The organism is Herbidospora sp. NBRC 101105 (genome assembly GCF_030269205.1).
GTDB lineage: Bacteria > Actinomycetota > Actinomycetes > Streptosporangiales > Streptosporangiaceae > Herbidospora > Herbidospora solisilvae.
Genome location: NZ_BSSX01000003.1, coordinates 365,225 through 384,667, shown reverse-complemented (window position 1 = coordinate 384,667; position 19,443 = coordinate 365,225). Strand labels below are relative to the sequence as shown.

General features: G+C 70.0%; 20 protein-coding genes. 14 read left to right on the top strand and 6 right to left on the bottom strand.

Annotation, left to right across the window (positions count from 1 at the left end; translation table 11 throughout):
* The first annotated feature begins 3 nt into the window (after positions 1 to 3).
* Entirely contained in the window at positions 4 to 1,116 is a 1,113-nt protein-coding gene (locus tag QSK34_RS15665; protein ID WP_285584739.1) for an alpha/beta hydrolase, read from the top strand.
* On the opposite strand, the gene QSK34_RS15660 is transcribed toward QSK34_RS15665, so the two are convergent.
* Complete coding sequence (locus tag QSK34_RS15660) at positions 1,088 to 1,813, bottom strand: GNAT family protein (protein WP_285584737.1); 726 nt, start codon at positions 1,811 to 1,813, stop codon at positions 1,088 to 1,090. The genes QSK34_RS15665 and QSK34_RS15660 overlap by 29 nt on opposite strands.
* Before the next feature lie 18 nt (positions 1,814 to 1,831).
* Between QSK34_RS15660 and QSK34_RS15655 the strand changes: the two genes are divergently transcribed.
* The 3 genes from QSK34_RS15655 to mmuM are packed head-to-tail and all read left to right on the top strand — an operon-like array spanning position 1,832 to position 3,899.
* On the top strand, positions 1,832 to 2,287 hold the full coding sequence (locus tag QSK34_RS15655) for a GNAT family N-acetyltransferase (protein ID WP_030452922.1): 456 nt from the start codon (positions 1,832 to 1,834) through the stop codon (positions 2,285 to 2,287).
* A complete protein-coding gene (locus QSK34_RS15650; protein ID WP_285584735.1) occupies positions 2,284 to 3,084 on the top strand; it encodes a GNAT family N-acetyltransferase in 801 nt (266 codons plus the stop codon). The genes QSK34_RS15655 and QSK34_RS15650 overlap by 4 nt, the downstream gene beginning before the upstream one ends.
* Positions 3,081 to 3,899, top strand: coding sequence for a homocysteine S-methyltransferase (gene mmuM, locus QSK34_RS15645; protein WP_285584733.1), 819 nt, complete (start codon positions 3,081 to 3,083; stop codon positions 3,897 to 3,899). Before QSK34_RS15650 ends, mmuM begins: the two co-directional genes overlap by 4 nt.
* Positions 3,900 to 3,909: 10 nt before the next feature.
* Here mmuM and QSK34_RS15640 read toward each other — a convergent pair whose 3' ends face one another.
* Positions 3,910 to 4,236, bottom strand: coding sequence for a hypothetical protein (locus tag QSK34_RS15640; RefSeq protein WP_285584731.1), 327 nt, complete (start codon positions 4,234 to 4,236; stop codon positions 3,910 to 3,912).
* Positions 4,233 to 4,466: a hypothetical protein gene (locus tag QSK34_RS15635; protein ID WP_030452918.1), complete on the bottom strand. Its 234-nt coding sequence runs from the start codon at positions 4,464 to 4,466 to the stop codon at positions 4,233 to 4,235. Before QSK34_RS15635 ends, QSK34_RS15640 begins: the two co-directional genes overlap by 4 nt.
* A gap of 125 nt (positions 4,467 to 4,591) precedes the next feature.
* Between QSK34_RS15635 and QSK34_RS15630 the strand changes: the two genes are divergently transcribed.
* Positions 4,592 to 6,292, top strand: a complete 1,701-nt coding sequence (locus QSK34_RS15630) for a CopD family protein (RefSeq protein WP_285584728.1) — start codon at positions 4,592 to 4,594, stop codon at positions 6,290 to 6,292.
* Positions 6,204 to 6,617 (top strand): hypothetical protein, encoded by a 414-nt coding sequence (locus QSK34_RS15625; protein ID WP_161480926.1) that lies wholly within the window; start codon positions 6,204 to 6,206, stop codon positions 6,615 to 6,617. Before QSK34_RS15630 ends, QSK34_RS15625 begins: the two co-directional genes overlap by 89 nt.
* On the opposite strand, the gene QSK34_RS15620 is transcribed toward QSK34_RS15625, so the two are convergent.
* Positions 6,614 to 7,753, bottom strand: coding sequence for an amidohydrolase family protein (locus QSK34_RS15620; protein WP_285584725.1), 1,140 nt, complete (start codon positions 7,751 to 7,753; stop codon positions 6,614 to 6,616). The two genes, QSK34_RS15625 and QSK34_RS15620, sit on opposite strands and share 4 nt — an antisense overlap.
* Positions 7,754 to 7,816: 63 nt before the next feature.
* Between QSK34_RS15620 and QSK34_RS15615 the strand changes: the two genes are divergently transcribed.
* The 5 genes from QSK34_RS15615 to QSK34_RS15595 all read left to right on the top strand — a co-directional run bounded on the left by QSK34_RS15615 (position 7,817) and on the right by QSK34_RS15595 (position 11,226).
* On the top strand, positions 7,817 to 8,308 hold the full coding sequence (locus tag QSK34_RS15615; protein ID WP_161480924.1) for a MarR family winged helix-turn-helix transcriptional regulator: 492 nt from the start codon (positions 7,817 to 7,819) through the stop codon (positions 8,306 to 8,308).
* Positions 8,309 to 8,377: 69 nt separating this feature from the next.
* A complete protein-coding gene (locus tag QSK34_RS15610; protein ID WP_285584722.1) occupies positions 8,378 to 9,058 on the top strand; it encodes a hypothetical protein in 681 nt (226 codons plus the stop codon).
* 90 nt (positions 9,059 to 9,148) lie between these two features.
* Entirely contained in the window at positions 9,149 to 9,985 is an 837-nt protein-coding gene (locus QSK34_RS15605) for a hypothetical protein (protein WP_285584720.1), read from the top strand.
* A 40-nt stretch (positions 9,986 to 10,025) separates the two neighbouring features.
* A complete protein-coding gene (locus QSK34_RS15600) occupies positions 10,026 to 10,835 on the top strand; it encodes a sigma-70 family RNA polymerase sigma factor (protein WP_285584718.1) in 810 nt (269 codons plus the stop codon).
* A gap of 4 nt (positions 10,836 to 10,839) precedes the next feature.
* Complete coding sequence (locus QSK34_RS15595) at positions 10,840 to 11,226, top strand: nuclear transport factor 2 family protein (protein ID WP_285584716.1); 387 nt, start codon at positions 10,840 to 10,842, stop codon at positions 11,224 to 11,226.
* A 96-nt stretch (positions 11,227 to 11,322) separates the two neighbouring features.
* On the opposite strand, the gene metH is transcribed toward QSK34_RS15595, so the two are convergent.
* Positions 11,323 to 14,859 (bottom strand): methionine synthase, encoded by a 3,537-nt coding sequence (gene metH / locus QSK34_RS15590; RefSeq protein WP_285584714.1) that lies wholly within the window; start codon positions 14,857 to 14,859, stop codon positions 11,323 to 11,325.
* A 253-nt stretch (positions 14,860 to 15,112) separates the two neighbouring features.
* Between metH and QSK34_RS15585 the strand changes: the two genes are divergently transcribed.
* Positions 15,113 to 16,279, top strand: a complete 1,167-nt coding sequence (locus QSK34_RS15585) for an endo-1,4-beta-xylanase (RefSeq protein WP_161480919.1) — start codon at positions 15,113 to 15,115, stop codon at positions 16,277 to 16,279.
* A 59-nt stretch (positions 16,280 to 16,338) separates the two neighbouring features.
* Positions 16,339 to 17,742, top strand: a complete 1,404-nt coding sequence (locus QSK34_RS15580; protein ID WP_285584712.1) for a phosphorothioated DNA-binding restriction endonuclease family protein — start codon at positions 16,339 to 16,341, stop codon at positions 17,740 to 17,742.
* Here QSK34_RS15580 and QSK34_RS15575 read toward each other — a convergent pair.
* Positions 17,662 to 18,570 carry a LysR substrate-binding domain-containing protein gene (locus QSK34_RS15575; protein WP_285584710.1) on the bottom strand — a complete coding sequence of 303 codons (909 nt, stop codon included), beginning with the start codon at positions 18,568 to 18,570 and terminating at the stop codon, positions 17,662 to 17,664. The two genes, QSK34_RS15580 and QSK34_RS15575, sit on opposite strands and share 81 nt — an antisense overlap.
* Positions 18,571 to 18,641: 71 nt before the next feature.
* Between QSK34_RS15575 and QSK34_RS15570 the strand changes: the two genes are divergently transcribed.
* The gene (locus QSK34_RS15570; RefSeq protein WP_285584708.1) at positions 18,642 to 19,358 is read left to right on the top strand and encodes an SDR family NAD(P)-dependent oxidoreductase; all 717 of its coding nucleotides are present in this window, start codon (positions 18,642 to 18,644) and stop codon (positions 19,356 to 19,358) included.
* Positions 19,359 to 19,443 lie beyond the last annotated feature (85 nt).

Sequence of the window (19,443 nt, the reverse complement as noted above, 5' to 3'; positions counted from 1 at the left end):
CCCATGCGGACGAAATGGCGGCGCCGCGTGCTGCTGGGCACGACCGGCACGGTCGTCGTCGTGGCGCTCGCCCTGGGCGCGGCCGGCTATTACTACTCGGGTCTCGTGATCGATCCCGTCCACACCTCGAACTATCCGATCGAGGTCACCGCCGTCGGCGAGGGCCAGGTCACGCTGAAGGGCGGCGGCGACACCGACGCGCCGGGGACCTACGGCCTGACCTGGGCCGGCGGCAACGCGGTGCTCGGCGAGGCGATCTCCGTCGGGGCCGGCACGGTCACCCGCGAAGTGGAGAAGGTGCGCAGCGGCGACCTGCGGCCGGGCGTGTCGGCCTACCTCGACCGCTGGATGTGGGGCGCGGGCACCCCCGAGTCGGTCGGGGTGCCCTACAAGGAGGTCGGGGTGGAGTCGCCGCTGGGCGTGTTCCCCGCCTGGCGCACCGAGGGCACGTCGGACACGTGGGTGATCGCGGTGCACGGCCGCAACGGCGGCCGAGGCGAGGCGCTGCGCATCCTGCCCACGCTCCACGACCTGGGCCATCCGGTGCTCGCGATCACCTACCGCAACGACGAGGGCGCCCCCGCGAGCCCCGACGGCCGGTTCCACCTCGGCGACACCGAGTGGGAGGACGTCCGGGCGGCCATGGACTACGCGCGCGGCCAGGGCGCGAAGAAGTTCGTCCTCTACGGCTGGTCGATGGGCGGCGGCATCTCCGCGATGACCGCCAGGCGGCTGCCCGGCGCGGGCGTCACGGCGCTGATCCTCGACAGCCCGGTGCTCGACTGGCGTTCGCCGATCGCGCTGGGCGCGCGGCAGATGGGGGTGCCCGGTTTCCTCACCACGGTCGGCCAGTGGGTGATCATGGCCCGTACCGGGCTGAGCTTCGACGACCTCGACCACGTCGAGCACGCCGCCGAGTTCGACCTGCCGATCCTGATCTTCGTCGACCACGACGACGCGACCGTGCCGGTCGACCGCGCGCAGGCGTTCGCGCGGGCCAGGCCCGACCTCACCACGCTGGTCGAGACCAAGGGCGGCGGCCACACCGGGTCGTGGAACGTCGACCCCGACGCCTACGAGCGGGCGGTCAGGGACTTTCTCCGATCACCACGGTGAACGAGGTGTGGGTGACGGCGAACCCGAGCCGGCTGTAGACCCGCTGGGCCGGGTTGCCGTCGCTGACGGCCAGGCCCAGCCGGTCGAGCCCGTCGGCGGCGGCCTTGAGCTGCACGTGCCGGAGCAGCCGCCCGCCGGTGCCCGGGACCGACAGGCCGGGGTGGCGGAAGACCTCGGTCACCCACGGGACGGTCTTGAAGTCGTTCACGAACACGCCCGCGACGACGGCGCCCGCGTCGTTCACGGCCAGCGCGCTGCACGGCATCAGCGGGCCGACCATGGTGCCGTCGAGGAGCGGGATCAGCTCGGTCGCGATGGCCTGGTCGCGGTCGTGCGCGTGGTGGTCGACGTGGCCGGGCGGGTAGGCCGCGCTGATGGCCGGATAGATGTCCTCCGGCGAGCGGTCGACCGGGGTGAACCGCACCCCCTCGGGCGGGGTGCCGGGGGCGGAGGGGAGGGCCGTGAGGTCGGCGTACATGGAGTGGGCGTGCCGGAGCCTGCGGGCGCCCCGCGCGAGGAGTTCGCGGCCGAGGTCGACGTCGGTGGAGACCGCCCAGCCCTTGAGCTGCGTCAGGATCACCTCGACGGCGCCGGGGCCGATCACTTCCAGGTAGTCGGCCCACGGGCGGCCGTCGCGCACCCCTTCGACGAAGCTGATCGCCGCCACCCCGAGGTCGTTGGCCCTGATCTGTCGCATGCGCCCCACAATAGGCTCGTGTCCGAGATAGAGGTTCGCCCGGCGAAGCCTTCCGACTACGACGCCATCAAGGCGGTCGTCGACGAGTGGTGGGGCGCGCCGGTCCAGGGTGGGCTGACGCGTCTGTTCCTCGACCACTTCCACAACACGAGCTTCGTCGTGTACGCCCACGGCCACCTCGTGGCCTTCCTCGTCGGCTTCCTCTCGCAGGGGCAGCGCGACCTCGCCTACATCCACTACGTCGGGGTCGCCCCGACCTTCCGGCGCAGCGGCGTGGGGCGCGAGCTCTACCGGCGCTTCTTCTCCCTGGTCCACTCGGCCGGCCGGACCCGTGTCGCCGCGATCACCTCGCCGCGCAACACGCGCTCGATCGCCTTCCACACCGCGATGGGGTTCCGCGTGAGCGAACCGATCGCCGACTACGATGGCCCGGGTGCGGACCGTGTCTATTTCGACCGATTGATTGACGAATGACGTTTTCGATCCACCGGCTCGGCGTCGAGCGGCTCGACGACTTCCTCGACCTCGCGGTCCAGCGCGACTGGACGCCCGAACGCGAGAAGTGCCGGCTCCTCTACGAGATCGGCGAGGTCCACGGCGTCGACGCCCCCGACGGCGACGGCCTGGCGGCCACGGTCGCGCTGGTCCGGTTCGGCACCCGCGTGACCGCGATCAGCATGATGCTGGTGGCCCGCCGCTACGAACGCCAGGGCCTCGGCGGCCGGCTGATGCGCCACGCCCTCGACGTGGCCGGCACCGACACCGCGACCCTGACCGCCACCGCCTACGGCCGCCCCCTGTACGAACGCCTCGGCTTCCGCGCGACCGGCGTCTGCGACGTCTACACCGGCACGTTCACCGGCACGGCGTCCCGGCGTACCGCCGAACTGGCCGACCTCGCGGCGGTCGTCAAGCTCGACGAGGAGGTCTACGGCGCACCCCGGGCCGAGCTGTTCGCGCGGCTGCCGGGCTTTTGCGAGAGCTTCCGGGTCACCGAGGGCGGCTTCGGCGCCTCCTGGCACAACGGCCATATCACCATCCTCGGCCCGGTGGTGGCGGCCTCGGCCGCCGACGCCGAAGACCTGCTCTCCGACCTGGCCGCCGAGGCGACCGGCCCGATCCGCGTCGAGGCGTTCCTGCCCGCCGCCGCGCGCTGGGCCCGCGACCACGGCCTCACCCCCGCCTTCAGCACGACCATCATGGAATACGGCACCCCGATGACCACCGACGTCTCCCGCGTCTACACGCCCGTCATGCAGGCGCTCGCATGATCCTCGACGGCGGGCTCGCGACCCATCTGGAGACCCTCGGCGCCGACCTGGGCGACGACCTCTGGTCGGCCCGGCTCCTGTCCGACGACCCCGGCGTGATCCGCCGGGCCCACCTCGACTTCTACGCCGCCGGGGCCGACGTCGCGACGACGGCCAGCTACCAGGCGACGGTCGAGGGCTTCACCCGGCACGGCGCGTCCGTCGCCGAGGCCGAGGCGCTGATCGTGTCGTCGGTCGAACTCGCCCGGCAGGCCCGCGACGAACACGGCGCGGGCCTGGTCGCGGCCAGCGTCGGGCCCTATGGCGCCTACCTGGCCGACGGCCAGGAGTACACGGGCGACTACGGCGGCCTGACCGAAGACGAGCTGTACACCTGGCACCGCGACCGCTTCCACCTGCTGGCCGGGGCGGGCGCCGACCTGGTGGTGGCCGAGACCGTCCCCTCGCTGCCCGAGGCCAGAGCGCTGCTGCGGCTCTTCCACGAGACCGGGGTCGACGGCTGGATCAGCTTCTCGTGCCGCGACGACCACACCATCAGCGACGGAACCCCGTTCGCCGAAGCCGCCGCCGCCATGGACGTGCCGGTCGGGGCCAACTGCACCAACCCGGCCTACATCGCCAACCTGATCACGCTGGGGGCGCGGGTCGTCTACCCGAACTCGGGCGAGACCTGGAACGCCCGGGAGCGCACGTGGGAGGGCGTGGGCGACGGCTTCCCCGTCGGCGACTGGACGGGCGCGACCCACATTGGCGGCTGCTGCCGCACGACGCCGAAGCAGATCACGGAGATCAGACGGCGGCTCGGCTTCACGTGAAACACCCGGGTCACCCCGCGAGCAGGGCCGCCCTGTCGGCGGCCGACAGGCCGGCCTTGTCGAGGTGGGCGAGCAGTTCGCGGTGGGCCTGCCACACCTCGGGCGAGACGCCCGGGAGGTCGTACTGATAGTCGACCTCGACCATGGTGTCGGCGGACACGTCGAGGATGAAGTGCTTCACGCCGTCGACCGCCTCGCGGAGCTCGGTCAGGGTCTCGGCCGACACGCCGGAGCGGATCGGGGCGTCCACCGGGCGGGCGTACCAGACCTCGACGTCCCGGTCGAGAGCACGTTCCCTGCTGACCCTGACGGTCAGCCGGTGGACGGCGGTGGTCACCGCAACCAGCCCCTTCCGAAGACGTGTTCAAGGTCGTGCTCGACGTCGTCAAGAGCCGCACGGGTGATGTTCCGTATCGGGACCAACGACCGCCCCACGACCACCTCGGTTCCGTCGTACAGCAAGAGTAGGCGACTCGCCGTCGTCGTTTCGCGCCATCTGACCGACAGCGCATGTAACCGGGCCAGGGTGTAGATGCGGTCGACGACTTCGCGGTAGGAGGTCACCATGCCTCCACTGTGCGTGGCGGAAAAGCGCAGCTCAATGCGGGCGCGGGCCGGTCGGCGGCAGGCATCGCACATTGTTACCTTTTTGTTGGCCGAACCCGATCGCGCCGGGCGGCGTATCTCCGGGCGTGAGGCGACCCGTGCTCGTGTGCGCGCTGGCCCTGGCCGCGGGGCTGGGCGCCCTCGTGCTCGTCCAGTTGTTCGGCGGGCCGCGTGACCTGCCCGCCATCCGGGGGCTCCCGTCGCCGGGCGCCTTCACCACGTGGGGGCTGCCGATCATGCGGCTGGTCCACGACCTGTGCGCGGTCGGCACGGTCGGGTCGCTGCTGGCGGCGGTGCTGCTGGGCGAGAAGGACGTCGTGGCGCGGGCGGTCCCCCGCTGGGCGCTGGCGTGGGCGGGCAGCGCGGCGGCGACCGTGCTGCTCACGCTGTCGGACTTCGTCGGCGCGCCGGTGCTCGAAGCGCTGCGGTCGGGCATGCTCTCGACCTTCGTCCTGTACGTCCCACAGGGCCTGTCGTTCCTGGTCGTGTACGTCCTGGCGCTCGCGATCGTCCTCCTGAGCCTCGTGGCGCGGGGGCGGCCGTGGGTGCTGCTCGCCGTGGCGGTGGCCGCGGTGCTGCCGCCCGCCTACGCGGGCCACTCCGCCTCGGCCGTCGACCACGACTTCGCGGTGTCGAGCCTGCTCGTCCACCTCGGCGGGGTCGTCCTGTGGGTCGGCGGGCTGTTCGGGCTGCTCGTGTTCATGCGGGACGCGCCGGTCAGGGCGGTCGAGCGGTTCAGCACGCTCGCCCTGTGGTGCTACGTCACGGTCGCCCTGTCGGGCCTGCTGAACGCGTGGGTGCGGCTGGGCCGGGTGGAGCTGCTCTGGACGTCGGAGTACGGCGTTCTCGTCCTCCTCAAGCTGGCCGCGATGGGCGCGCTGGGGTGGTTCGGCCTACGCCACCGGACCCGCACCATCGCGGCCCTCACCACCACCAGGCGTCCCTTCCTGCGGCTGGCCGCCGGGGAGGTCGTGCTGATGGCCGCCACGATGGGTCTGGCCGTGGCGCTCTCGCGCACCCCGCCGCCGCCCGGGGAGTCGCCGGCCCACGGCGTGCTCGGCTTCTACCTGCCGATCCTGGCCCCCGGACGGTTCGTCACCGAATGGCGGCCCGACCCGATCCTGCTGCTGGCCGTCGCGCTCGCCTGCGCGGCCTACTTCCGCTGGTCCGACCGGCGGCGTCCCGTCATGTGGGCGGCGGGCTTGGCCCTGTTCGCCTACGCGACCGTGGGCGGCCTGGGCACCTACGCCCGCGCGATGGTGTCGGCGCAGCTCGTGCAGTGGGCGATCGTGGGCGTGCTGGTCCCGGCGATGCTGGCGATGGCGTGGCGGCCGTGGCGGCCACCGGCCTGGGTGGGCCTGGTGACCGCGACGGTGCCCTCGCTTGCCCTGTTCACCACGCCGCTGTTCGAGTTGTCGCAGTCGGTGCAGGCGGTCCGGCTGCTCGTGCTGCTGGGGCTGGCCGTGGCGGCGTACACGACCCTCTGCAGCGGGATCTGGCCGGTCATGGCCGGGACCCAGGCGCTGGTCGCCCTCTATCTGCTGTTCGGCCCCGACCAGGGCCGGGGCTGGTATTCGCAGCTCGGCGACATCACCTGGTTGCCCGTGGGCGACCAGTGGCTCGGCGCCCTGATCTACGCCGCGATCGCGGCCGTCGCCGTCGCGACGGCGCGGCTCTCACCGAAGAAGGAGGACGGTCATGCCGCTAGTCGTGACCAGACGCTGGACGCTGCCGATCCTCGCGCTGGCGGCGATCCCCGTGATCTGGTGGGCCATCGGGGGCGCTGAGTCCCAGGCCACCGGCCACCACGCGGTCGCCCCGGCGCACACCCTGGAGGAGATCACCGGCGTCATCGGCTGCACGCCGGAGATCCAGGGCAAGCAGCCCGACATGCGCCAGGCGATGTGTGCCGCCCCGACCTACCAGTCGGTGGTGCTGACCTTCGCGGCCGACAAGAACCAGACCGACTGGCTGAAGGGCGCCCAGGCCTACGGCGGCACCTACCTCGTCGGCACCCGCTGGGTCGTCGTCGGCCCGGAGAAGGAGCTGACCGGGCTGGTCCCCCGCCTCGGCGGGCACGTCGAGACGGCCGAGCACGGCGGCCACTCCTAGGCGGTCAGCCGGGCCCTGACCTCCTCGGCCCGCTCCCTGGCCCGCGCCGAGGTCGTCTCGACCCGGCGGCCCGACACGAAGACGGCCCGCACGTCGGCCCGGCCCGCCGACCCCACGACCGCTCGCACCGGGTCGCCCACCGGCGCCATTCCGGGCGTGTCGGTGGAGATCATGACCAGGTCGGCGTGCTTGCCGGGCGTGAGCGAGCCGATCTCCCGGTCGAGCCCGATGGCGCGGGCGCCTTCGATGGTCGCCATCTTCAGCACCTCGGCCGCCGGGGTGCCCGGCAGCGCGGCCCGCATGACCGAGAACAGGTCTCCGGGCACGGTGACGACGGTGTCGACCCCGAGCCCGGTCGCGATCCCACTGGCCCGGAACCTGGTGGTCTCCGCGGCGCCGTGCCCCATCTGGGCCTCCACGGCCGGGGTGACCGTGGCGGTGGCGCCCGCGTCGGCCATCATGCGCAGGGCCTGGTCGGTGAAGCCGTTGCCGTGCACGACCATCACGTCGGGCCCGAGCAGCCCGTGCCGGTGCATGCTCTCCACCGCGCCCGTCCCCGTGGCGTGCAGGCTGATGTGCAGGCCCATCTCACGAGCCGTCTTCCAGTCCTGTACGGCCTCCTCGACCGGCCCGTAGACGGGACCGGTGGCGGCCAGGGCCAGGGTGACGTGCGCCGGAGGGCGGAGCCGGGTCAGCGCCTCGCGGTCGGGGTGGGCGAACACGGCCCGCACGCCCGCTTTCGCCAGCCCGTCGAGCGCCGCCTCGGGGTGGGGGACGTGCGACCAGTCGTACAGGGTGGTGATGCCGGCGTCGAGGGCGTCGAGCGCGCCCCAGTGGTTGGCGGCGTGGACGTCGTCCTCGGTGAAGGAGGGCCCGAGCCGGCCGAGCACGAGGTCGAGGTATTCGCCGAGCGTCGCGTCGGGGTTCAGCGATCTCAGCACGCTCTGCCAGACATGTCTGTGGGCGTCGACCAGGCCGGGCATGACGATCGCCCGCTCCGCGTCGACGACGTGGTCGGCGCTCAGGCCGCGGCCGACGGCGGCGATGCGCCCGTCTTCGATGAGCAGGTCGCCGTCGACGACGCGGGGCTCCGGGTCGGTGTCGAGCAGGGTCGCGTTGGTGATGAGGGTGCGCATGACGAGATTCCTTTCGAGAAAGCTTTTTAGAAAGCTATCAGGCAAGGCATCTAGACTCAAGCCATGGATCGTGTGGACGAGATGATCACCAGGTGGCGGGCCGAGCTCCCCGAGGCCGCCACGACCGAACTGGAGATCGTCAAACGGTCGGCCCGGCTGAAGGGCATGATCGAGGAGGTCACCGCCCGCGTCCTGGGCGCCCACGGCCTCACCTACGCCGACTTCGACGTGCTCGCCACCCTGCGCCGCGAGGGCCCGCCCTACCGCCTCAAACCGAGCGGCCTGGCGAACCACCTGATGCTCACCACGGGCGGCACCAGCAACATCCTCCAGCGGCTCCAGTCGGCCGGGCTGGTCGACCGCGAACCCGATCCGGCCGACGGCCGGTCGTCGTGGGTCCGGCTCACCCCCGAAGGCGTGGCCAAGTCGGAACAGCTCGCGCTGGAGACCACCAAGGCCCATCGGGAGCTGCTGTCGCCCGTCCCGCCCGAACGCCTGCGCGCCCTCGCCGACCTGCTGCGCGACGTGCTCACCGACCTCGGCGACGGCGTCTGATGTGAAGGTTTCGTGATAACGGTCAGGAAGTTCAACACCTGAGGACTTCGCACCAATACGCTGTCCGCCATGAGGCGATTAATCGCATTCGCCGGGAGTGCGGCCATGGTGGGCACGGTTCTCGCCACCCCGGCCGCCGCCGCGCCCGCCGACCCCCTCCAGGCACTCGCGGCCAGACTCGAAAGCGCCCACGGGGTGCACTACGAGACGGTGCAGAGAACCGACGACGCCACCTACAAGATCTACGGTGACCTCCAGTTCGGATGGTCCCGGGTGAAGGCCAACCGCGCCATCGTGGAGCGGGTCCTCGGACCCACCGCCACGCAGGAAGAGCGGCACGAGAACATCAGCGAGACCATCTGGGTCGGCGACGACGTCTACCACGACGACGACAACGGCGGATGGAAGCTGAAGCGCGACGTGACGGCCGCGGGGCTCGACGACCCCGCCGTCCACGCGCTCTCGGTGGCGGAGATCGGTGCACTGCTGAAATCGGCGAAGAAGAAATCCGCTGGGGGCGTCCTCGACGGGGTGTCGACGACGGTCTACGAAGGCCGCATACGCGGGAAGACCCGTGTGACGGACTGGAAAGTCTGGATCGGCGGTGACGGTCTGATTCGGCGGGTCACGAGTGACACGGCGAAAAAGGATGGAAAAGACCGCACGGTCCGCGACACCCATCTCTCGGAATGGGGCAAGCAGGTCTGGATTTACGCCCCTGACCAGCGATTCGTCACCTCGACTAACTAATGGAACCGATTTCGTAACGTCCGCTTGATAACCCTGTCCGGATAGGACAGGGTTACCGGCACATCACAACCAACGGGGTGGCACACAACAATGAGGCGATTAATCGCGACCGCCGCGGCGTTCGTCATGGTGACCGCGCTGACCACGGGGGCGGCGCAGGCCAAGGCGGCAGATCCGGTGGCGGCGCTGGCGGCGCAACTCACGAGCGCCCGCGGCGTCCACTTCAACTCGGTCAGCAAGCTGACCCCTTCGCTGGGATTCAAGAGCCGGACCTACGGCGACCTGCAGTTCGGCCGCTCGCGGGTGACGGCGAGCAACACCATCGCCACCAGCTCCGCCGACGGTGAGCTGCCGAAGGAGTTCACCGACCTGTTCGGCGAGCTCCCCGACGCCTCGTCCCAGACGATCAACCTCAAGGGCGCGACCTACCTGAGCGGCGGGCTCGTCGACCTCTTCGACATGCCCCCGGGCAAGAGCTGGCTCCGCGTCAAGGGCAAGGGCAACGCGTCGGGGCTGGGCAGCACGGCCGTCAACGTCCTGTCGCCCCAGGAGCTGCGCACGCTGCTGAAGACGACGACGTCGAAGAAGCCGGGCGGCGTCGTCGACGGGGTGGCGACCACGGTCTACGCCGGCAAGATCAAGCTCGACCTCGGCCTGCCCGACTATCCGTTGTTGTGGACGACCAACTGGAAGTTGTACATCGGCACGAAGGACGGCCTGATCCGCCGCATCACGACCCGTGACGAGCTCGAGTCGCCCAGCGCGAAGAGCACCCAGAAGGTCGTGCTGGCCTCCGACACCCACCTGACCAACTGGGGCAAGAAGGTCTGGATCGACGCTCCGGCCGAGAAGTACGTGCTGGACCTGGAGGACGCCGACTTCAGCTTCGCGCCGAAGGTCCTCGGAGGGATCAACCTGGGCGACTGACGCCCGTCTCTCACCCCGCCGGTTCGGCAGAATCGGCGGGGTGACGTCTTTCGAGGAAGTCGCCGGCTACCGCGACGAGTTACGGGCCCACTGCTACCGCCTGCTCGGCTCCATGGACGACGCCGAGGACGCCGTACAGGAGACCCTCCAGCGGGCCTGGCGCAACCTCGACGGGTTCGAGGGCTCGTTGCGGCCCTGGCTCTACAAGATCGCGACCAACCGGGCGCTGACCCTCATCGGGCAGCGGAAGAAGCCGGTCGAGCTCGGCCCCCCGATGTTCGTCGACAGCGCCGAGGCGCAGGTGCTCGTCCGGGAGAGCGTCGAGCTGGCCTTCGTGGCCGCCATCCACCACCTGACCCCGACGCAGCGGGCCGCGCTGCTGCTGCGCGACGTGCTCGGCTATTCGGCCCGTGAGGCCGCCGACATGCTCGGGACCTCGCCTGCCGCCGTGCACAGCGCGGTCAGGCGGGCACGGGCGGTCCTGGCCGAACAGGACTCGCTCGGCGAGGAGGGCCAGCGGGAGGCCGCCGCCCGCTACGCCGAGGCCTGGACCGCCGGCGACCTGGAGGCGATCGTCTCGATGCTCACCGACGACGCCAGGTTCACGATGCCGCCGTTCGACGAGCGTTACCACGGCCACGCGGAGATCCGGAAGTTCCTGGCCGACGGGCCGCTCCAGTACGGCTGGCGGTTCGTGCCGACCGCCTCGCCGAAGGTCTGGGTCACCTACGTGATCGACGACGGCGTGGAGCTTCCCGCCAGCCTCGACATCCTCGTCTTCCGTGGCGCCAAAATATCCTCGGTCGTCTCGTTCATCGGCGACGAATTCGTGAAGTTCTGCGGGTTGTAGGGGTATGGATGACATCCGCAAGCTGATCGAGACCTGGGCCCGCGCGGCCCACGAGGGCGACCTGGAGCAGGTCACCGCCCACCACACCGACGACGTCGCCATGTTCGACGTGCCCCCTCCCTACGAGGGGGTCTACGGCCTCGACGCCTACCGGGCCACCTGGCCCGAGTTCTTCGAGTGGCAGCGCTCGGGCGCGGTCTTCGAGCTCGAGTCGCTCGACGTCGTCGAAGGGACCGACGTGGCGTTCGCCTACGCCCTGGCCCGCTGCGCCGACGCCGCCGACGACGGCCCGGCGCGGCTGCGTCTCACCTTCGGGCTCAAGAAGATCGACGGGGCGTGGCAGATCGCCCACGAGCACCACTCGTTCCCCATGAAGCACGCGGATGAGTGAACCATCCGCGACGCCCGGCCCGGCCACGGCCTGAGCGACGGCCGCCGAGGTGCCCGAACCGGCACCTCGGCGGCCGTCAAAGGCCTTCGGGGCTCTTTAGGGCTCGTAGGCGAGGTTGGGGCGCAACCAGCGCTCCACCTCGTCGACCGGCATGCCCCGCCGGGCGGCGTAGTCGTGGATCTGGTCCTTGTCGAGGCGGCCGACCGTGAAGTAGCGGGCGTCGGGGTGCTGCAGGATCAGGCCGCTGACCGCCGCCGCCGGGGTCATCGCGTAGGACTCGGTCAGGCCGATGCCCACCTCGTCGGCCCCGAGCAGCTCGAACAGGTCGCGCTTCTCACTGTGGTCGGGGGTGGCCGGGTAGCCGAGCGCCGGGCGGATGCCGCGGAACTTCTCGGCGTGCAGGTCTTCGAGCGCGGGCTCGGCGCCGGGCTCGAACCACTCGCGGCGGGCCTTGAGGTGGATCCACTCGGCGAACGCCTCGGCCAGGCGGTCGGCCAGCGCCTTCACCATGATCGACTTGTAGTCGTCGTTGTCGGCCTCGTAGCGGGCCGACAGGGCCTCGGCGCCCTGGATGGCCACGGCGAAGCCGCCCATGTGATCGCCCTCAGGGGCCACCCAGTCGGCCAGGCACCGGTTGGGGCGTCCTTCGGGCTTCTGGGTCTGCTGCCGCAACATCGGGAACCGGCGGTCGCCGATGACGATGTCGTCGCCCTCGGAGTGGGCCGGCCAGAAGCCGTAGACCCCTTCGGCCCGGAAGGAGCCGTCGGCGATGATCTGGTCGAGCATGGCGAACGCGTCGTCGTAGAGTTCGCGCGCCTCGGGCCGCTCCAGGATCGCGGGGTACTTGCCCTTGAGGCCCCAGGCCAGGCCGAGGAACTGCCAGTCGACGAACTCGCGCAGCTCGGCGATCGAGGGGCTCACCCGGCGCACCCCGGTGAACTCGGGGACCGGCAGGTCGTCGTAGGAGACGGCGGTGCGGTTGGCCCGGATCTTGCTCAGCGACAGCAGCGGCTGCCGGATGCGGGTCTCGTGCTGCTCGCGCAGCCGGGCCTGGTCGGCCTTGGACCTGATCGCCAGTTCCTTGGCCCGCGCCGGGTCGAGCAGGTCGGACACCACGCCGACGACGCGCGAGGCGTCGAGCACGTGGAGGGTGAGGGCGTCGTAGGCGGGCGCGATGCGGACCGCGGTGTGCTGCTTGGAGGTGGTCGCGCCGCCGATCAGCAGCGGCGTGGACATGCCGCGCTGGGACATCTCGGCGGCCACCGACACCATCTCGTCGAGCGAGGGCGTGATCAGGCCGGAAAGGCCGATCACGTCGGCGCCCTCGGCCTCGGCGACTTCGAGGATCTTGGCCGCCGGGACCATCACGCCCAGGTCGATGACCTTGTAGTTGTTGCAGCCCAGCACGACCCCGACGATGTTCTTGCCGATGTCGTGGACGTCGCCCTTCACCGTCGCCAGCACCACCGTGCCCTGGCCGGTCTCGGACTTGTCCTGCTCCATGAACGGTTCGAGGTAGGCGACCGAGCGCTTCATCACCCGGGCGCTTTTCACGACCTGCGGCAGGAACATCTTGCCGCTGCCGAAGAGGTCGCCGACGATCTTCATGCCGTCCATCAGCGGCCCCTCGATGACGTCGAGCGGCCGGGCCGACTTCTGCCGCGCCTCCTCGGTGTCCTCGACGATGAAGTCGACGATGCCGTGGACGAGCGCGTGCGCGAGCCGCTCCTCGACCGGCGCCTCGCGCCAGGAGAGGTCGACGGTCCGGGCGGTGCCGCTGCCCTTGACCGTCTCGGCGTAGGAGACGAGCCGGTCGGTGGCGTCCTCACGCCGGTCGAAGATCACGTCTTCGACGAGTTCCAGCAGCTCGGCGGGGATGTCCTGGTAGACGGCGAGCTGCCCGGCGTTGACGATGCCCATGTCGAGCCCCGCCTTGACGGCGTGGAACAGGAACGCCGAGTGCATGGCCTCGCGGACGACGTCGTTGCCCCGGAAGGAGAACGACAGGTTCGAGATGCCGCCGCTGATCCGGACCCCGGGACAGCGTTCCTTGATCAGCGGGAGGGCGTCGATGAAGTTCTTCGCGTACGCGTTGTGCTCGCTGATGCCGGTCGCCACGGCCAGCACGTTGGGGTCGAAGATGATGTCCTCGGCCGCGAACCCGGCCCGCTGGGTGAGCAGGTCGTAGGCGCGGGCGCAGATCGCGACCTTGCGCTCGGTCGTGTCGGCCTGGCCCTGCTCGTCGAAGGCCATCACGACGACGCCGGCGCCGTAGTTCTTGATCTGCCGGGCGTGGTCGAGGAAGACCTCCTCGCCCTCCTTCAGGCTGATCGAGTTGACCACGCCCTTGCCCTGGACGCACTTGAGCCCGGCTTCGAGCACCGACCACTTCGAGCTGTCGACCATGATCGGCACCCGGGCCACCTCGGGCTCGGTCGCGATCAGGTTGAGGAAGGTCGTCATGGCCTGCTCGCTGTCGAGCAGGTCGGCGTCCATGTTGACGTCGAGCAGGTTGGCGCCGCCGCGCACCTGCTCCAGCGCGACGTCGACGGCCGCCTGGTGGTCGTTGCCCTCGATGAGCCGCCGGAACTTGGCCGAACCGGTCACGTTGGTGCGCTCGCCGATCATCACGAACCCGGTGTCGGGCCCGATCGCGAACGGCTCAAGACCGGAGAACCGGGTGGCCTTCTCGGGAGTGGGCACCACACGCGGCTTGAGGCCCTTCACGGCCTCGGCGATCTTGGCGATGTGGGCCGGGGTGGTGCCGCAGCACCCGCCGGCGATGTTGACCATGCCCTGCCGGGCGAACTCGCCGAGCAGCGCGCCGGTCTCCTCGGGCGTCTGGTCGTAGCCGCCGAACGCGTTGGGCAGGCCGGCGTTGGGGTGGCTGGCGACGTACACCCCCGCGATCTTCGAGAGCTCGGCCACGTGGGGCCGCATCTCGGTCGCGCCCAGCGAGCAGTTGACCCCGACGACCAGCGGTTCGGCGGCCTCGATCGACCGCCAGAAGGCCTCGACGGTCTGCCCGGAGAGGGTGCGCCCGCTCAGGTCGACGATGGTGACCGAGATCCACAGCGGCAGCTGCGGCGCGACCTCGCGGGCGGCGGCGATGGCCGCCTTGCAGTTGAGCGTGTCGAAGATCGTCTCGATCAGCAGCAGGTCGACCCCGCCCTCGGCGAGCGCCGCGATCTGCTCGACGTAGGCCGCCTTGACCTGGTCGAACGTGACCGCCCGGTAGGCCGGGTCGTCGACCTTCGGCGAGAGCGAGAGCGTGACGTTAAGAGGCCCGACCGAGCCGGCGACGAACCGCCCGCCGAACTCGTCGGCCGCCTGCCGCGCCAGCCGCGCGCCCTGGAGGTTCTGCTCCCGCACGTACTGCTCGGCGCCGTAGTCGGCCTGCCCGAAGCTGGTCGCGGTGAAGGTGTTGGTCGTGGTGATGTCGGCGCCGGCGGCGAGATATTGCCGGTGGACGTCGAGGATCACGTCGGGCCGGGTCACGTTGAGCATGTCGGGGTCGCCCGCATAGCGCTCGTCGCCATAGTCGGCGGGGGTGAGCCCGGCGCCCTGGAGCATGGTTCCCCAGGCGCCGTCGAGCACCGCGACCCGGTCGGCGAGCAGCTGACGAAGATCCACTGAGCCTCCTCCGAACGATGGAAGAGGCGACCTTGTCGGGGTGGTTCCAGCCGAGCGTGGCGGGCGTTGACCAGCCCGTTGCAGCGCCTCTCGACCTGCCGCCTAGTTTAACAAACGCCCCGGCTGTCAATACCATCGAAACTTTTCGGCGTTTCAAACTGGGTCTTTCTCACTTTGCCCGACACGGTTAGCATCCGGTTTCGGAACATCTCCGAAACATTTTGGAGCCTGACCCCCCAAAGGAGAGAGTTCGATGAGACGACTGGTGGTCATCGCGGCCACGGCGCTCGGACTCGTGGCTGTGCTCAGCCAGGGACCCGTGTCGGCCAACGGCCGGCCTCCGGCCGTACAGGACCAGAGCCTGAAGGCCCTGGCCGCCCGGCACAACCTGGCGATCGGCACCGCCATCAGCAACGACGCCCTGGCCGAACCCCAGTACAAGGCCATCGCCACCCAGCAGTTCAGCAGCGTCACCCACGAGAACGCCATGAAGTGGGAGAGCCTCGAACCCACACGCGGCACCTACAACTGGGGCCCCGCCGACGCGTTGATCGACTTCGCGAAGAAGAACAACCAGAAGGTCCGCGGGCACGTGCTCGTGTGGCACAACCAGCTCCCGGCGTGGCTGACCGAGGGCGTCGCCAACGGCACGATCTCCAAGACCGAGCTGCGCGACCTGCTCAAGAAGCACATCACGACCGTCGTGAAACGCTACAAGGGCAAGATCTGGCAGTGGGACGTCGTCAACGAGGCCGCCAGCGACCCGTGGGACAGCCCGTCGGAGATCCATCTGAAGGGCTTCTGGGCCCAGAACCTCGGCCCGACCTACATCGCCGACGCCTTCCGCTGGGCCCGCGCCGCCGACCCCCACGCGCTGCTCTTCTACAACGACTACAACATGGAGGCCTTCGGCGACCGGGGCCCCTCCGACAAGGTGTGGTTCATCTACAACCTGATCAAGAACCTGCGCGCCCAGGGCGTGCCGATCGACGGCTTCGGCTCCCAGGGGCACCTGGGGACGCAGTACGGGAACTTCGACGCCTTCCAGGTGAAGGAGGTCCTGGACGCGTTCTCGGACCTCGGCATGGTGTCGGCGTTCACCGAGGTCGACGTGCGGAGCCAGATGACGGCCGGGGTGCAGGCCGGGGACTCCAACGAGATCAACCCGCGCCTGCAGGCGTCGGCGTCGAACTTCAGCGTGCTGCTGCAGGCGTGCCTGCTGAACCGGAACTGCCTGTCGTACACGGTGTGGGGCTTCACGGACAAGCACTCGTGGGTGCCGACGTGGTTCACCGACCCGCCGGAGGGCCTGGCGACGCTGTACGACGAGAACTACCAGCCGAAGCGGGCCTACAACTCGATCAAGTCTGATCTGGTGTTCGCGGGCCCGCCGCACGTCCAGCCCAGACCTCGCCGCTAGTACACGAAAGGGCCGTGTGGCATTTCGCCGCACGGCCCTTTCCGGGAAAATCGACTCCCATGCAGCTGACGGAGCTCGACGGAACCGTACTGAACGCCGCCTGGTCGGTGGAGCAGGACGGCGATCTCCTGGCGATCATCCTTGAGAGCGCCGGCGGGAAGACGAAGACCGGCGCATCCCGGAACTCCGACTACACCCGGGCGCTCGTCCTGCTCATCTCCCGGCTCAGAGAACTCGGCGCGGTGATCGAGGACGCACTCGTCGACTCGGCGCAGACCGCCTCGCTGAACGAGGCCGACCGGCGGCTGATCGACACGCCGCTGCCGCTCGCGACCACGACGGCGAGTGACGAGGAGATCCGTCTGCTCCTGACCAGGAAGCAGGGCCGGATCGGCATGCATCCGGACGCCAGGAAGTCGGGCAACGAACGCAAACGCCTGCGACTGCGGGTCGCGGTGCCGGGATACACCCCTGAGCTGCTGGCCAGAGACCTGTCCGGAGACGTGGAAAGCCCGGTCGAGAAGATGCTCCTGTCGCTCGACGCGCTGAACGTCCAGCGTTCTCCCGACGGCACCACCAAGCGCCACCAGCCCCTCACGCTGTTGTGGGCGATCGGCCGCGCCGTGGAGGGAAAGGCGCGCCAGGTCCCCTGGCGGGAGGCGCGGACCGCGATCACATCCCTGATCGACGACTTCGGCCACCCGACCGACTCCCCCAAGAACGCCCACCTGCCGTTCCTCGCCCTGGCCGGAAGCGGATTATGGGAGCTGTCGGCGACCCCGCCTGCCAAGGGAAAGCACGGTGACCCCCGGCTGAGATGGCTCAACGCCCACCCCGAGACCACGGGCGGCCTGACCGAGGAGAGCCACCAGCTGTTCACCGGTTCCCGGCTGGCCGTGAGCACCGCCGTCGACCGGCTGCTGCTCGACCACTTCGACGGCACCGACGAGCGACCTCTGCTGACAGCCGTCGGCCTCGGCACGACGGCACTGGCGGTCGAGGCGCGCCGGCGCACCGCCTACACCGGCAAGCTGGGCTATGACGTAGTGGTCCTGCGACGTGGCGAACAGCATGTGCTGCGCCGTCTGCTGCTGGCCCGGGGCGCGTCGCAGTGCGCCCTGTGCGGCGCCGAGTTGCCGGAACGCCTCCTCGTGGCGGCACACATCAAGAAGCGCACCGCGTGTGACGAGCGGGAGCGGCGTGACCTCGACAACGTCGCCATGCTGGCCTGCACGCTGGGCTGCGACAGCCTCTACGAGCACGGCTACATCGGGATCTCGGACGACGGCGTGGTCGAGCTCAGCCCGGAGCTCATCGGGCACCCCCACCTGAACGAGCACGCCCGCCGCCTGGCCGGTCGCCCGGTCGCGGCGTGGACCGGCTCAAGCAGGGACTACTTCGCCTGGCACGCCGCGAACGTCTTCCGTGCGCAGGCTCGCGACGAACCTCGCCAGGACGGGTGACGAGTCGGAGCCGCGCCACAGTGCCGCTCCGGTGATCTTCGCAGTCGGCCCCTTCAGCGGGACGAAGGCCACGCCCTCTCTTCGCAGGCCTTCCGTCGAGGCCGGGACCAGGGCGACGCCCAGCCCGGCCGCGACGCTCATGAGCTGGGTGGAGACCTGGCAGACGCGGTGGGTGACGCGGGGGCGGAAGCCGGCCGTCGTGCACATGTCGTGGACCGTGCGGCCCCATTCGGCGCAGTCGGCCAGGTCGAGGAAGACGAACGGGTCGTCGGCCAGGTCGGCGATCTCGATGACCGCGTGGGACGCCAGGCGGTGTTTCGCCGGGAGGGCCGCGATGAACGGTTCGACCGAGAGGATCGCGCCCTCTGGACAGTCGATGCTGCCGATCCGGGAGATGAAGGCGACGTCCACGTCCGGCGGCTGGCTCGTGGTGCCCAGCGGGAGTTCGAGCAGGTCGACCTCGACCCCGGCGTGCCGGTCGCGGAAGTCGGCGAGCATGGCCAGGAAGGGGCCCGACGAGGTCGTCGGCATGTACGCCACCCTCAACCGGCCCAACTCACCACGTCTGGCCCGGTCGGCGACGGCCTGTGCGGTCTTCGCCTGGGTGAGGGTGCGGCGGGCCTCGACCAGGAACAGTTCCCCCACATGGGTGAGGCGGGTGCGGCGTTTCTCCCTGATGAGGAGCTGCACGCCCAGGACCGATTCCAGCTTCTGGATCTGCTGGGACAGGGCCGGCTGGGCGATGTGGAGGCGTTCGGCCGCGCGGGCGAAGTGGAGCTCCTCGGCCAGGGCGACGAAGCCCTCCAGATGGCGCAGCTCGAAGTTCATGCGTTCAGCTTATCCACGCATTGAGAAACGGTCTTTGATCTTATGAACGCTGCGCTTCTAGCGTCGGAGTCATGAGACTTTCAGGAAAGATCGCGCTCGTCACCGGTGGCACCTCGGGGATCGGCGAGGGCATCGCGCGGCGCTTCGGCGCCGAAGGGGCGACCGTGGTGCTCACCGGCCGCCGGGCCGACCTCGGGGAACGGATCGCCGCGGAGATCGGGGCCGCGACGTTCGTGCCGGGTGACCTGACCTCGGCCGAGACCCGGGCCGCCCTCGTCGCCGCCGTCGAGGCGCAGGGCGGGCTGGACGTGCTGGTCAACAACGCCGCCGCCTTCGGGGACACGGTGACCGACCAGGTGACCGACGACGACTTCGACCGGATCGTGGGGCTCAACTTCCGGGCGGCGTTCCTGGTGACGCGTGACGTGGTGCCGTACCTGATCAGGAAGCCCGGTGGGCGGATCGTGAACATCTCCAGCATCGGGGTGACGCGGGCGTGGCCGGGGGCGTCCGTTTACAACGCCAGCAAGGCGGCGCTGGAGAACCTGACGCAGACATGGGCGCACGAGTACGGGCCTTATGGGCTGACGGCCAACGCGTTGACGCTGCCCATCGTGGACGCGCCGATGTCGCTGGCCGCCCGCGAGCATGTCGACCTGGAGGCGATCCCGTCTCGGCGGATCGGGACGGTGGAGGACGTCGCCGACATGGCGGTGTTCCTCGCCGGAGATGAATCGGGGTATTTGAACGGGGCCCGTATTCCGCTTGACGGTGGGCAGACGGCTTAGCGGGCGCCCGTGATATTTCACTCGTGAATTGGTGGGATTGGCCCGAATTTCGAGGGAAATGTTCGATCGCCAGTTCGATACGGCT